The sequence below is a fragment of the Tsukamurella ocularis genome (genome assembly GCF_965138335.1).
Classification (GTDB): Bacteria; Actinomycetota; Actinomycetes; order Mycobacteriales; family Mycobacteriaceae; genus Tsukamurella; species Tsukamurella ocularis_A.
This window is the reverse complement of record NZ_CBCSDV010000003.1, coordinates 124,726-138,308: the sequence shown is the minus strand read 5'-3', so window position 1 is coordinate 138,308 and position 13,583 is coordinate 124,726. Positions and strand designations below refer to the sequence as shown.

Annotated in this window: 13 protein-coding genes and 2 pseudogenes; 10 read left to right on the top strand and 5 right to left on the bottom strand. The window is 70.3% G+C overall.

What is annotated here, in order from left to right:
* Window positions 1–205 precede the first annotated feature (205 nt).
* The 8 genes and pseudogenes from ACNAYW_RS04990 to mutM all read left to right on the top strand — a co-directional run bounded on the left by ACNAYW_RS04990 (window position 206) and on the right by mutM (window position 5,885).
* Window positions 206–1,603 carry an MFS transporter gene (locus tag ACNAYW_RS04990; RefSeq protein WP_415848651.1) on the top strand — a complete coding sequence of 466 codons (1,398 nt, stop codon included), beginning with the start codon at window positions 206–208 and terminating at the stop codon, window positions 1,601–1,603.
* A gap of 26 nt (window positions 1,604–1,629) precedes the next feature.
* A pseudogene (locus ACNAYW_RS04985) lies at window positions 1,630–1,679 on the top strand (hypothetical protein); the annotation flags it as partial.
* Window position 1,680: 1 nt separating this feature from the next.
* A partial coding sequence (gene rsmD, locus ACNAYW_RS04980; RefSeq protein WP_415848650.1) for a 16S rRNA (guanine(966)-N(2))-methyltransferase RsmD occupies window positions 1,681–2,190 on the top strand: 510 nt, incomplete at its 5' end.
* A complete protein-coding gene (gene coaD, locus ACNAYW_RS04975; RefSeq protein ID WP_415848649.1) occupies window positions 2,187–2,660 on the top strand; it encodes a pantetheine-phosphate adenylyltransferase in 474 nt (157 codons plus the stop codon). The genes rsmD and coaD, both read left to right, overlap by 4 nt.
* Window positions 2,661–2,790: 130 nt before the next feature.
* The gene (locus ACNAYW_RS04970; RefSeq protein WP_415848648.1) at window positions 2,791–3,582 is read left to right on the top strand and encodes a DivIVA domain-containing protein; all 792 of its coding nucleotides are present in this window, start codon (window positions 2,791–2,793) and stop codon (window positions 3,580–3,582) included.
* A 58-nt stretch (window positions 3,583–3,640) separates the two neighbouring features.
* A complete protein-coding gene (locus ACNAYW_RS04965; RefSeq protein WP_415848647.1) occupies window positions 3,641–4,219 on the top strand; it encodes a YceD family protein in 579 nt (192 codons plus the stop codon).
* Complete coding sequence (gene rnc, locus ACNAYW_RS04960; RefSeq protein WP_415848646.1) at window positions 4,216–5,025, top strand: ribonuclease III; 810 nt, start codon at window positions 4,216–4,218, stop codon at window positions 5,023–5,025. Before ACNAYW_RS04965 ends, rnc begins: the two co-directional genes overlap by 4 nt.
* On the top strand, window positions 5,025–5,885 hold the full coding sequence (gene mutM, locus ACNAYW_RS04955; RefSeq protein WP_415848645.1) for a bifunctional DNA-formamidopyrimidine glycosylase/DNA-(apurinic or apyrimidinic site) lyase: 861 nt from the start codon (window positions 5,025–5,027) through the stop codon (window positions 5,883–5,885). Before rnc ends, mutM begins: the two co-directional genes overlap by 1 nt.
* Before the next feature lie 11 nt (window positions 5,886–5,896).
* On the opposite strand, the gene ACNAYW_RS04950 is transcribed toward mutM, so the two are convergent.
* The 4 genes from ACNAYW_RS04950 to ACNAYW_RS04935 form a co-directional block, all read right to left on the bottom strand.
* A complete protein-coding gene (locus tag ACNAYW_RS04950) occupies window positions 5,897–6,805 on the bottom strand; it encodes an LLM class flavin-dependent oxidoreductase (protein ID WP_415848644.1) in 909 nt (302 codons plus the stop codon).
* Complete coding sequence (locus ACNAYW_RS04945; protein ID WP_415848643.1) at window positions 6,802–7,506, bottom strand: hypothetical protein; 705 nt, start codon at window positions 7,504–7,506, stop codon at window positions 6,802–6,804. The genes ACNAYW_RS04950 and ACNAYW_RS04945 overlap by 4 nt, the downstream gene beginning before the upstream one ends.
* 108 nt (window positions 7,507–7,614) lie before the next feature.
* Window positions 7,615–10,389: a helix-turn-helix transcriptional regulator gene (locus tag ACNAYW_RS04940; protein ID WP_415848642.1), complete on the bottom strand. Its 2,775-nt coding sequence runs from the start codon at window positions 10,387–10,389 to the stop codon at window positions 7,615–7,617.
* A complete protein-coding gene (locus ACNAYW_RS04935) occupies window positions 10,386–11,018 on the bottom strand; it encodes a TetR/AcrR family transcriptional regulator (RefSeq protein WP_415848641.1) in 633 nt (210 codons plus the stop codon). The genes ACNAYW_RS04940 and ACNAYW_RS04935 overlap by 4 nt, the downstream gene beginning before the upstream one ends.
* A gap of 180 nt (window positions 11,019–11,198) precedes the next feature.
* Here ACNAYW_RS04935 and ACNAYW_RS04930 point away from each other — a divergent pair, with 180 nt between their 5' ends.
* Window positions 11,199–11,567: a DUF4440 domain-containing protein gene (locus ACNAYW_RS04930; protein WP_415848640.1), complete on the top strand. Its 369-nt coding sequence runs from the start codon at window positions 11,199–11,201 to the stop codon at window positions 11,565–11,567.
* Window positions 11,467–12,264, top strand: coding sequence for a dihydrofolate reductase family protein (locus ACNAYW_RS04925; protein ID WP_415848729.1), 798 nt, complete (start codon window positions 11,467–11,469; stop codon window positions 12,262–12,264). Before ACNAYW_RS04930 ends, ACNAYW_RS04925 begins: the two co-directional genes overlap by 101 nt.
* A 36-nt stretch (window positions 12,265–12,300) precedes the next feature.
* On the opposite strand, the pseudogene ACNAYW_RS04920 reads toward ACNAYW_RS04925, so the two are convergent.
* Window positions 12,301–13,533, bottom strand: a pseudogene (locus ACNAYW_RS04920) (aminotransferase class I/II-fold pyridoxal phosphate-dependent enzyme); the annotation flags it as partial.
* Between the last annotated feature and the right edge of the window lie 50 nt (window positions 13,534–13,583).

Sequence of the window (13,583 nt, the reverse complement as noted above, 5' to 3'; positions counted from 1 at the left end):
GGCGGCGAACACGGGGTTACCAGGGAGGATGTGAAGCGGTGTCCACCAGGTGAACCGTCTGGTCGAGAAGCGGTCGTTGATTCTGTTAACGTCGAATGCGCGGTAATCACACGTCCGGTGGGCCCAGCAGTGTCTAGCCACAGGCAAGCCCGGTCCGCACGGTGACCAACGCCAGGGGCTGATCTGCATGCCTGATAACTCAAAAATGCCCTCCGTACCGGCCCCGCTCTCCGTGGCGGGACTGCAGGAGACTGAACAGCAGCGCAAGAGCAAGCTGCACAAGGCCATCGCGGCATCCGCGATGGGCAACTTCACCGAATGGTTCGACTACGGCGTCTACGCCGCGACCACCGCCTACCTGACGCAGGCGTTCTTCCCGGGGACGCTCGGCACCCTGGGCACGCTGCTCGGTTTCGCGGTGTCCTTCGCGCTGCGCCCGCTCGGCGGGTTCGTCTGGGGGCCGCTGGGCGACCGCCTGGGCCGGAAGGTCGTGCTGGCCACCACCATCCTCTTGATGGCGTCGGCCACCGCTCTGATCGGTGTGCTGCCCACGCACGCCCAGGTCGGCGTCCTCGCGCCGATCCTGTTGATCACGCTCCGCGTCGTGCAGGGCTTCTCGACCGGCGGCGAGTACGGCGGTGCCGCAACCTTCATGGCGGAGTACTCGCCGGACAGCAAGCGCGGCCGGTATGGCAGCTTCCTGGAGTTCGGCACCATGTGCGGCTTCGCGGGCGGCACGGCGTTCGTCCTGCTCCTTCAGCAACTGCTCACGCGCGACGAGATGTACGACTGGGGTTGGCGCATTCCGTTCTTCGTCGCCATCCCGCTGGGTTTCGTGGGCTGGTACCTGCGGCACCAGCTCGATGACACCCCGGTGTTCGAGGAGATGGCCGAGGAGCAGGAGCACCAGGGCTCCGCCTGGCAGCGCTTCGTCTCGCTGGTGCGGGACTACAAGCGCCCCATCCTGATCATGTTCGGCCTGGTCATCGCTCTCAACATCGCGAACTACACGCTGATCGCGTACATGCCGACCTACCTGCACGGCACCATCGGGATGACCGAGTCCGACTCGTCGATCCTGATGCTGATCGGCCAGGTGCTGATGGCGCTGTGCATCCCGTTCTTCGGCGCACTCTCCGATCGGACGGGGCGCAAGCCCATGTGGTGGCTCTCGCTGATCGGTCTGCTGGTCATGGCGTGGCCCATGTTCTGGCTGATGGGTCAGGGATTCGGCTGGGCCATCCTCGGATTCGTGGTTCTCGGCCTGCTGTACATCCCGCAGCTGTCCACCATCACCGCGACGTTCCCGGCGATGTTCCCCACCCAGGTGCGGTACGCGGGCTTCGCGATCTCCTACAACGTGGCGACCGCGGCCTTCGGCGGCACGGCGCCGCTGGTCAACGACGCGGTGGTGGAGAACACCGGCTGGCTCCAGTTCCCGGCCTTCTACATGATGGGCGCCTGCGTGGTCGGCCTCATCGCGCTGCCCTTCCTGCAGGAGACGAAGGGCTGTTCGATCCGCGGTACCGAGGTGCCCGGCCCGGACACCGACGCCACGCGCCTCGCGCAGATCGAGGAGGCGAAGCTCGCGAAGGCGAGCTGAGTCCGGCCGGTGACTACAGTGGTGCGGTGACCAGGATCATCGCCGGGGCGGCACGCGGGCGCAGGCTCGCGGTGCCNCCCCGCGGCACTCGGCCCACGTCGGATCGTGTTCGCGAGGCGCTGTTCAGCGCGCTGCAGTCACGGCTCGACTTCGACGATCTGGCGGTGCTCGACCTCTACGCGGGGTCGGGCGCGCTCGGCTTCGAGGCCCTCTCCCGGGGCGCGGCGCGAGCGGTGCTGGTGGACGCCGACGCCAAGGCGGTCGGGGTGATCAACCAGAACGCGCGCACCGTCGGACTGCCGGGGGCGACGGCGCACCGTCGGGCCGTGCGGGCGTTCCTCGACCTCCCGGCCCAGCCCCACGACCTCGTCTTCCTGGACCCGCCGTACGACGTGCCGGCCGAGACCGTCGACGGCGACCTCGCCGCGCTGACTGCGGGATGGCTCGCGCCGGGCGCCCACGTCGTCGTGGAGCGCTCCGCGCGGACCCCCGCGGCGACGTGGCCCGAGGGCTTCGACCTCGATCTGACGCGCGACTACGGGGAGACGCGGGTGGAGCTTGCCGTCTGGCAGGATGACCGGGCATGAGCAAGGCGTGCTGCCCCGGATCGTTCGACCCGATGACCAACGGCCACCTGGACATCTTCCGCCGCGCTGCGCGGATCTTCGACGAGCTGGTGATCACCGTGGTCGTCAACCCCAACAAGCAGGGCATGTTCTCCATCGACGAGCGGATCGCGCTGATCGAGGAGAACGTCGCCGACCTGCCCGGCGTCACCGTCGACCGGTGGACGGGCCTGCTGGTCGACTACGCCCGCGACAACGGTGTGGCGTGCATCCTCAAGGGGCTGCGCAACTCGACGGACTTCGACTACGAGCTGCCGATGGCCGGCATGAACATGCATCTCACCGGCGTCGAGACGGCCTTCCTCACCACCGCGCCGGAGTTCTCCTACGTCTCCAGCTCGCTGGTCAAGGAGGTCGCGAAGCTGGGCGGCGACGTCTCCGCCCTGATCCCGGCGAACGTGCAGACCGCGCTGGCGGCCAAGCTGTCGTGAGATCGGCCGAATCTCGCCGTACGAGGCCGGATCGGGCTTCGTAGGGCAGGAATCGGCTGATTTCTCCAGGACTCGACACGCGGCGCCGCCGTTACGGCGAAACATCGGTCCCACCCGTCACAATGGGTGTATGTACCGCGTATTCGAAGCACTGGACGAGCTGGGCGCCATCCTGGAGGAGGCGCGCAGCGTCCCCATGACCGCCGGGTGCCTCGTGCCCCGCGGTGATGTGCTCGAGCTCCTCGACGACATCCGCGACGCCTTCCCGGCCGATCTCGACGACGCGCAGGACGTGCTCGATCAGAAGGATCGCCTGATCAGCGAGGCTCGCACCCACTACGACACCACGGTGACCCAGGCCAACTCCGAGGCCGACGCCACCCTGAGTCGCTCGCGCGCCGAGGCCGACCGCCTCCTCGCGGACGCGAAGGCCCAGGCCGACCGCATGGTCGCCGAGGCTCACCAGCACGCCACCGGGATGGTCGCCGAGGCCCGCGCCGAGGACGAGCGGATCCGCCGGGGCGCGCAGCGCGAGTACGAGGCCGTGACGGGGCGCGCCCGCGCCGAAGCCGAGCGCCTCGTCGCCGACGGCAACTCCGCGTACCAGCGGTCCGTCGCCGAGGGCATCACGGAACAGGAGCGCCTCGTCGCCGAGACCGAGGTCGTGGCCGCCGCCAAGGCCGAGTCGGACCGGATCATCGACGCGGCGCACGCCGAGTCGGACCGCCTGCGCGGGGAGTGCGACGTCTACGTCGACACCAAGCTCTCCCAGTTCGAAGAGGTGCTGGGCGCCACCATGCGGTCGGTGAACCGCGGTCGCCAGCAGCTCCGTACCGCCGCCGGCGTGCACGACTACAGCGATCACGGCGCCACCGACGGATACCTCGAGGAGTTCGCCGAGTCACGGGTCGACGCGCGGTAGGCGGCTTGACGTACAATCGGGTGTTTGGCTTGACCTGACGAGTTTCCCGAGGATTGTTGTGAACGAACCCAATGCCGCCGTGCGCCAGCCGGCCGGTAAGCCGTACGTACTCGACGTCCGCGCCTTCGGGCGCCGGCCGGGCACCTCAGCGCAGGTGCACCGCACGGTGGCCGCGCCCGAGCGCATCGGTGTCGACCTGATCGGCATCGAGAAGGGTGAGGAGGTCGACCTCGACCTCCAGGTGCAGGCGGTGTCCGAGGGCGTCCTCGTCACCGGCACCGTGAGCGCCAACACCGCCGGCCAATGCGCCCGGTGCCTCGACCCGCTGTCGGGCGCGCTCAACGTCTTCCTGACCGAGCTGTACGCCTACCCGGACAGCGAGACGGCGAAGACGACGGACGACGACGAGATGTACCGCATCGACGACGACATGATCGATCTCGAGCAGGCGATCATCGACGCGGTCGGCATGGAGCTGGCCCTCGACCCCACCTGCTCCGACGACTGCCCGGGCCTGTGCCAGGGCTGCGGCGAGAAGCTGGCCGACCTGCCGGCCGACCATCATCATGAGCAGATCGACCCCCGCTGGGCCGGACTCGCGAAGTTCGCCACCGAGGGCGAGGCCGACACCCAGTGAGCAAGCGCCTCCCCGCGCCGCCCGCCACGGACCGCGCTCCGCTGCTGGAAGCCCTCGGGGTCGGCCTCGACGACGAGCTGCTCACCCTGGCGCTGACGCACCGCTCCTACGCCTACGAGGCCGGTGGGCTGCCCACCAACGAGCGGCTCGAGTTCCTCGGCGACAGCGTGCTCGGCATCTCCGTGACCGAGTGGCTCTACACGACGCATCCCGACAAGCCCGAGGGCGAGCTCGCGAAGATCCGTGCCAGCGTGGTCAACATGCACGCCCTGGCGCGGGTGGCCCGCGGGCTGGGGGAGGGCGGCCTCGGCGCGCACCTGTACCTGGGCCGCGGCGAGGAGCTGACCGGCGGCCGCGACAAGGACTCGATCCTCGCCGACGGCATGGAGGCCCTGCTCGGCGCGGTGCACATCGAGCACGGGATCGACACCGCCCGCGAGGTGGTCCTGCGGCTGTTCCTGCCCCTCCTGACGGCCTCGTCGTCCATGGGCGCCGGCCTCGACTGGAAGACCTCCCTGCAGGAGCTCACCGCGGAGCGGGATCTCGGCGCTCCGGCGTACCGCATCACGTCGACGGGACCCGACCACGACAAGGAGTTCACCGCCGTCGCGGTGGTCGACTCCAGCGATCTCGGCGAGGGCGTGGGCCGCACCAAGAAGGAGGCCGAGCAGAAGGCCGCCGCGGCCGCCTGGAAGTCGCTGGACGAGGGCGATGTCGAGGTCGGCGCCGATGGCGCGGCGGCCGGTGGCGCGGCGGCCGGTGGCGCGGCGGATGCCGACGCCGCGCAGGCGCCCGAGTCGGCCTGATGCCCGAGCTGCCCGAGGTCGAGGTCGTCCGCCGCGGTCTCGTCGATCACCTGGTGGGCCGCGGCGTCACCTCCGTGGAGGTGCTGCACCCCCGCGCCGCGCGGCGCCACGTCGCCGGCGAGGCCGACCTGATCGGCCAGATCACCGGCGCTGAGGTGGAATCCGCCGAGCGACGCGGCAAGTACCTGTGGCTGCCGCTCGCGCGCGGCGGCGCCCCCGCCGACGCCGCGATCGTCGTGCACCTCGGCATGAGCGGGCAGATGTTGGTGGGCCCGGGCGACGACCGGCACCTGCGCATCCGGGCCGGATTGTCCGACGGTGCCGTGCTCCGGTTCGTCGACCAGCGCACCTTCGGCGGCTGGGCCGTCGACCCGCTCGCGGAGGTAGCCGGCACGCTCGTACCGGAGTCCGTCGCGCACATCGCGCGGGATCCCTTGGACCCCTTGTTCGACCGCGATGCCGTGGTCGCGCGGATGAAGCGCAAGGACACCGAGATCAAGCGGGTGCTGCTGGACCAGACCGTGATCTCCGGCGTCGGCAACATCTACGCCGACGAGGCCCTGTGGCGCTCCGGTGTCCACGGCCGCCGCCGCGCCTCCGCGCTGACCAAGCCCGCGCTCGGCCGGCTCATCGACGACGCCACCGCCGTGATGCGGCAGGCCCTCGACGTGGGCGGCACCAGCTTCGACTCGCTGTACGTGAACGTCAACGGTCAGTCGGGCTACTTCTCGCGGTCGTTGGACGCTTACGGACGCGACGGCGAGCCCTGCCGCCGCTGCGGCACCATCATGCGGCGCGAGTCCTTCATGAACCGGGGCTCCCACTTCTGCCCGACATGCCAGACGGCGCCTCGCGGCTGACGAAGCCCGCCTCAGCCCTCGCTGTCCTCGGAGGCGAGACCGGCCCACCAGGGGCGGACTCGGACGTCAGCGATCCGGTCGCACGCGCGCGCGACGACGGAGACGTTCGCGGTGGTCCACGGGGCGGAGGTGACCAGGATGAGGTGATCGATGCCCCAGCCCGCGGCCTGCCGCGCTCGCGCGACGAGTTCGTCCGCGGTCTCGTCCGGGCCGAGCCGGGAGCTGAGCGTCACCTGGATCTCGCGGGGACTACGGCCGACCGCTGCGCAGTGACCGGCCAGGACGTCGAGCTTATGGCGTACCGTCCTGCCGTCGTCGGGGAGGTCGAAGACGTTGCAGGCGTCGGCGTACCGCGCGACCAGCTTCAAGGTGCGCTTCTCGCCCGCGCCGCCGACGAGGATCGGAGGCGGTACTGCGGGCAGGGGCGAGAGCCGCGGACGCTCCATGTCGATCGTCCGGCCGCGGAACGGGCGTTCGTCGCCCGCCCAGATCCGGCGCGCGAGGCGCAGTGCGTCCTCGGTGCGGTCCATCCGCGACGCGACGGCCGGGAACGGCAGGCCCAGGTCCGTCGCTTCACCCGCGTGATGCCCGGCACCGAGGCCCAGCCACGCCCGGCCCGCCGACAGGACGGCGAGGGTCGTCACCGCGGCGACGAGCACCGCCGGTTCCCGGAACGGAGCGGGGGAGACCATGGCGCCGAGCCGGATCCGGTCCGTGCGGGCGGCGAGCCAGCCGAGGGCCGTGTACGCCTCCAGGTGCGCGACGTCGCCCGGCGGGGCGGTGGGATCGACCTGGACCAGGTGGTCGGGCAGCCACAGCGTGTCGATGGCACTGTCGTCGGCCTGCGTGGCGATCCGCGTCAGCCCGTGGACGGGGCCGTCGGGGAAGGACGGGTTCGACACCCCGATGCTGATCCTCATCGGGTGATCTCCGCTTCGACGTCTGCCTGGCCGGCTCCGTGGAATCCGCCGCGAGCCAGGCGTATCCCGGCGACGGCGCTCAGCGCGTAGCCCGAGAACCGGCCGATCGGGATCAGCCACCCGGCCTGCTCGTACCTGAAGTACGCGGGCGTGAGGATCCCCGCGAGCCCGGATCCGATCCCGATCCAGAGTCCGGTCCTGGGCCACAGGCCGCGTCGCTGCCCCAGCACGCCGAGGGTCGCGATGAAGAGCCCGTAGACGACTCCGTGCACGGGACCTCCGATCACGAACACTCTGCGCGCGAGCGCCCGGGTGCCCGGGTCGTCGTGCCCGTGGTCGGTGGTGAGGTAGGCGTGGGTGCTCGCAGAGGCCGTCAGGGCGACCGCCGATGCGATTCCCGTTGCGGTGGCGGCCGTCCGGAGAACGGCGTCGCGCGGGTCTCCTGGTCGGGCCAGGTCGGCGATGGACCGAATGAATCGCAGGAGGCACAGGATGGAGATGTACTGCCCCGCAGCGCTGAATCTGGCCGCGGTTCGGCTCTCCGAGTAGTAGGTTCGCACGTCCGGCGCCGGCGCGCCCGGGCGTGGGATGGGGCTGTTCGCGATCCGCATCGCCCCGACGATGGCGCCGACGAAGAAGATTCCGGTGAGCGCGCCGGACAACGCTCCGCGGTCGCGGTGCGGAAGAGGATTCGTAGTCATGGGACCAGGCTTACCGTCGGCCGCCCCGAGGGGAGTCGGCCATCCGGCCGATCTTCGTGGCCGTCGACGGTTGAATCCGCATGGAACGGCCGACAGGAGGGCCGGGCGTCAGTCCCTCGCCCGATTCGACCCGTTCGGATCCTCGGCCAGTCGGGTGTGGGCGATCGAGGCGAGCTCGGTCCTGTTGCTGACGTCGAGCTTGGTGAAGACGTGGTAGAGGTGCGTTTTGACCGTCGCCCGGCTCACGACCAACTCCTCGGCGATCTCCGGATTGGTCATCCCCTGGGCGGCGAGTCGAACGACGGCGAGCTCGGTCGGGGTGAGGCTGGCCCATCCGTTGCTGGGCCGGGTGGGCCGGCGTCGGCCCGATTGGGCGAGCTCGCAGGCGTCGTCGAGGCTCGTCCTGCTGCCGGCCGCCCAGGCCTCGTCGAACTCGCCGGGATCGAGAGCCTTCCGCAAATCCTCGACGAGCTCGTCGTGATCGGGGAGGTCGCCGACGGCGCGCGGATAGTTCATCGTCTCCCGCGCAGCGGTGCTCGCGGCGAGCAGGTGCACCGCGGTCCCCGGCTGGTCAGGGGCGTGCACCGCGGCCAATGCGTCGAGACTGTCGGGGAGGAAGGTGCGCGAACCCGCGCGCAGCCGACACCCCAGCGCGCGACGGTGGAGGATCGCGGCCAGAGGGTCGTCGGCAGCGAGCAGGTGGGCGCGTTGCGCGGTGAGGCTCGCGACGAAGTCGGGCGTCTCGATGCCGAGGTCCTGTCCCCGCTGCGCCAGATCGGATGCCTCGCCGACGTGGCCCAGTCGGCGGAGCGCGTGGACGGCGCCGGGCAGACTGCGGGCGACGGTCCAGTCCGGCCGTTGGCTGTCGAGGCCGGCGAGTCCGCGCTCGAACCATTCGGCTGCTCCGGCCCAGTCGCCGGCGCGGAGGCAGATGTGACCCATGGGAACGGGGAGTGCGACCACGTCGATCTCCTCGGTCGAGGTGAATACGTCGACGATGGGCGCCAGCACGTGTCGTGCCTCGTCCAGATCGCCGGTCAGGCACAGCGCCAACGCGAGGTGTTCGGTCAGGAACCCGGCACCGAAGTAGTGCCCGAGGGGCGCGATGTGGTCGGTCATCTCCCGACCGAGTCGGACGGCTTCGGTCAGCCTGCCGTCGTACATGGCGGCGTACTGTTCGACGCTCTGAGCGAAGGCGGCGCAGAACCGGTCGTGGCGGTCGCGTGCGCGCTCGGCAGCGGGCGCGGCGAGTCGTCGTGCCTGGTGGTGGTCGTCGCCGGCGGTGAGTGTGTACGCGGCGAGAACGACGGCGAAGTCCTCGGTGAAGGAGTCGCCGGTGTCGCGAGCGGAGTACGAGGCGGCAAGAGCCTCTCGACGGCTTCCCTCGAGGTCGAGGAAGAAGTTCTCGTAGGCGTGCGCCAGGCCGGAACGCGCCCGTCCGAGACGCTCGAGCCGGGTGGACGGCTCGTCGGGAGTGGGCTCGGCCGCGAGCCCGAACCGGCCGGCGAGGATGCCGAGCACCGCGGCGTCGCCGGCGAGGAGCTGTTGCACATCGTCGTCGGGGCCACTGGCCGCGGCCATCGCCCGCCGCACGAGGAGGCCACCGCGGCGTCCATCGCCGCGGAGGAACCACGGGACGGTCATGAGGTGCGCGAGGAGCCGACCCCGACGGCGCCGGTCTGCACCCGACGGCGTGCGGAGGGCCCAGTCGAGGGCTGCGACCGCGTTGGCATGCACCTCGGAGAACATGCGCATGGCGGATTCCTGGTCGGATCCGAGCTCTTCGTCGATCGCCTCGATTCGGCTGAGGCACCACACGAGGTGGGCGTCACGAATGCTGGCGACCTCGGCCGCGTCGGCGAGTGCCGCCGCGGCGAACGTCCGCACGGTCTCCAACATCCGATAGTGGACCTGGTCGCCGACGCGCACGATCTCGAGGAGGGACTTGTCGACGAGTCTCGCCAGCACCTCGACGACCTCGGCGCCCTCCACGTCGTCGCGCGCGGCGGACCCGCCGGCGACCTCCTCGGCCGCGGAGAGGCTGAAGTCGCCCACGAACACCGAGAGGCGCCGGAACGTGACGCGTTCTACCGGCTCCAGGAGGTCGTGGCTCCATCGCATCGACGCCTCGAGGGTTCGGTGCCGGGGGTCGCCGCGCCGCGAGCCCCCGGTGAGCAGCCGGAACCGCTCATCGAGTCCATCGAGGATCTGGCGGGCGGTCAGGACTCGCGTCCAGGACGACGCGAGTTCGATGGCCAGGGGAAGCCCGTCCAAGCGGGTGCAGATCGCGCGGACGACGGGATCCGACCGGGACAGGCCGGGGTCCTGCGAGACCAGTCGGGCACGCTCCACGAACAGGGCCGCCGCGTCGTCCGGCTGCAGCGCCGGGACCCTCCAGACGACCTCGCCCGCAACGCCCAGCGGCTCCCTGCTCGTCGTGAGGATCGATGCGCCCGGACATCCGTGGAGGAGGCGCTCGACGAGATCGGCGACGGGGCCCAGCAGGTGCTCGCAGGTGTCGAGTACGAGGACCGGGTGCCGGTGGTGGACCCGGGCGACCAGGTCGGTCAACGGATCGCGGTGATCCGATCGCAGGTGTACGCCGAGGACCCGTGCGCACGCGTCGGCGACCTCGGAGGCGGCGGTGACCGGACTGAGGTCGACCCACTGGAGCTCGCGGGCCCCGCCCGGCGGATCGACGGGGGAACGGACGATCCACTCACTGAGTTCCGCGGCGAGCCTGGTCTTTCCGATGCCGCCGGGGCCCGCGATCGTTATCAGCCTGCGGCTCGTCAGGATGCGCTTGAGTTCGGACAACTCGGCCTGCCGCCCGACGAGTGTGGTCACCCGGCTCCGGAGGTTGTTGGGAAGGACGTCGGTCATGGGGAAGCCTGATCGGATAGCCCACGGCTGAGGATGTCGACGGCAGCGGCGCCCTGGGGCAGCACGATCGCGGCGATCGCCGTCCCCGGCAGGCCCTCGAGGGCGAGTCGATGGACTTCACGAGTGATCGCGCGAGTCACGCCAACCACGGCGGTGGCGAGGAAGAAGGGGCGGACGCCGTCCGCCCGGTCGTCGGCGAACAGTCCGGCGAGTTCGGTGGCGATACCGTCGGCGATCAGGTGCTCGCGTGCCTGCAGGGCGGGACTCGCCGCGATCATGCCGCGCACGCGGACGAGATCGTCCATCGCGCCGGGATCGTCGTCGGCGAGGATCCCCCGCGGTTCGAGGAGATGGCTGCGGAACGCGTCCAGTACCGACGTCGTCGGCGGCCGGGCCGCCAACGCCGCGACGAGGCTGTGCCCGTACGCGGACATCCCGTCCAGGACGAGGTCCTCCTTGGTGTCGAAGTAGTTGAACACCGTCGCCTGGGAGACGTCGGCGGCATCGGCCACCTCGGCGACCGTCACCTTCTCGAAGCCCCGGTCGGCGAACAGCCGTAGTGCCTCCCGCTGGATCCGTCGCCGGGTCTCCAGCTTTTTCCGCGCGCGCAGACCGAGTTGCTCGGGCACTGTGCACCGTCCTCACGGAGAAGTTGAAGCTGATAGAAAATTACAGTGACTCCAATATTCTAGTCCGGGCGTCGCCTCATCGCCAGCAGGCGAAGGTCAACCGTTTGACCGACGCTCATCCATCCGGGAGCGCGCGATCCTGGTGGTCCGGCCCGCCGAGGACGGGGAAGGAGACCGGACATGAGTGACGAAGCAGTCGTGGCGGCAACGCAGAAGGCGTTCGACGATGCGGAACTCCGAGACGATCGCGCCGTTCTGGAGGACCTGCTGCACGCCGAGTTCCTCTCGATCGGACCCAAGGGATTCCTGCTCGACAAGGGGCAATGGATCAGCCGGCACGAGCACTTCAGATACCACACGCTCGACGTCGACGAGATGGACGTGCGGCTCTTCGGCGACGCCGCGATCGTGCGGTCCGTACAACGCAACCACGCCGATTCGTCGGGCCATGACGTGCGGATCGCGACCCGCGTGTCGCAGACGTGGGTCCGGTCCGGCGGTGGGTGGCAGCTGGCCGGCATCCAGTTCAGCCCGCTGGCGGATCAATGACGTTCGCGGAGCGACGACAGAGCGCCCGGCGAGTTCACTACGAGCGATCGTGGCGCCGCGCTGCGACGGGAGGAGACGGTCATGGGCATCGTCATCGCCAATCAGAGTGTTTCCGCTGACGGCTACGGGGCCGGGCCCCACCAGACCCGCGAGCGCCCGTTCGGCGACGACGGGGGGGGACGGATGGGGCAGCAGGCTGCACGCGTGGATGTTCGACGATGCGGACGAGAACCGGTCCGAGATCGACCAGATGTCCCGTGCATCGGCGCACATCATGGGGCGGAACATGTTCGGGCCCGTGCGAGGGGAGTGGGACGGCGATTGGGACGGCTGGTGGGGTGACGATCCGCCGTTCCACGGGCCGGTCTTCGTCCTCACGCACTATCCGCGCGAGCCCCGCCCGATGGCCGGCGGCACCGTCTACTACTTCGCCGACGCCGGCATCGAGGCGGCTCTTGCCGCCGCACGCGAGGCTGCCGGCGAGGGGGACGTTCTCATCCAGGGCGGGCCGGGCACGATCAATCAGTACCTCGCTGCCGGGCTCGTCGACGAGATCCGTCTGCACGTCGTGCCCTTCACCCTGGGCGGCGGTGCCCGCGTCTTCGAGGGCGTCGGCCGGTTGGACCTGGAACAGGTGCATGCGCGGGCGGCGAGCCGGGTCTTCCATGTGACCTACCGAGTGCGGAACGCGGGGTGACGCGACACCCGCCGGCCTCGGAGCGCAGCCACATGCGGCCATGCGCCGCCGGCGGTCGAGGTAGTCGCCGATGGAGGCGACGGCGCGCTCGAGGACCGGGACCTCAGGGAGGCAGACGATCCGGAAGTGGTCGGGCTCGGGCCAGTTAAAGCCCGTCCCGTGGGTCACGAGGATGTGCTCGCTTCGGAGGAGGTCGAGGACGAACTCCTCGTCGTCGTCGATGCCGAACATCGCGCGGTCCAGCCGCGGGAAGCAGTACAGCGCGCCGCGCGGCGGCACGCAGCTCACGCCGGGGATCGCGTTCAGTGCGTCGGCCGTCACCGCGAGCCGGCGCTCGAGTGCGCCGCCGGGATCGACGATGTCGCCGGACAGGGGCGAACCCGGCCGCCCCGCCTCCAGTGCGAGCGGGATCGCGTGCTGGCCCGCCACGTTCGGGCAGACCCGCATGTTGGAGAGCAGGGTGATGCCCTCCAGCAGGTCGGCCGCGGAGGCGAGCGCGCCCGTCGCCATGACCCAGCCGGCGCGGTAGCCGCACACGCGGTAGGCCTTCGACAGGCCGCCGAACGTCAGGCACAGCACGTCGTCGCCGGCAGCGCGGGCCGCATGGTGATGCCGGGCGCGGCCGAAGACCAACTCCTCGTAGATCTCGTCGCTGAGCAGCACGAGGCCGTGACGTCGCGCGATGTCGGCCATCCCGCGCACCGTCTCCTCGCTGTACACGGCGCCCGTGGGATTGTTCGGATTGATCATCACGAGCGCGGTGGTCCGCGGCGTCACCTTGGATTCGATGTCCTCGATCGACGGATTCCACCCGTTCGACTCGTCGGCCTCGTAGTGCACCGGGACGCCGCCCGTGAGGTTCACGGCGCCCGTCCACGTCGGATAGTCGGGGGCGGGTACCAGGATCTCGTCGCCCGGGTTCACGAACGCCTGCAGGGTGAGCGTGATGAGTTCACTGACGCCGTTGCCGAGGAAGACGTGCTCGGCGGACGCGGCGTCGATACCGCACCGGCGGTAGTGCTCGGCGACCGCCTCGCGGGCCGCGGGGATGCCGCGCGAATCGGAGTACGCCTGCGCCGAACCGAGATTGGCGGCCACCGCGTCGACGATCTCCGGCCGCGCGTCGAGGCCGAACGGGCGCATGTTGCCGAGGTTGAGGCGGAGCACGTCGTGCCCCTCGCGCTCCAGTCGCATCGCCTCGGTGAGGATGGGGCCGCGCACGTCGTAGCGCACGTCGCGGAGCCGATCGGACTGTCTGTAGGTCGCCATGAGAGTCATTTCAGCGTCTATGAGGATCGTGTGGAAGAGCCACTTTCGTC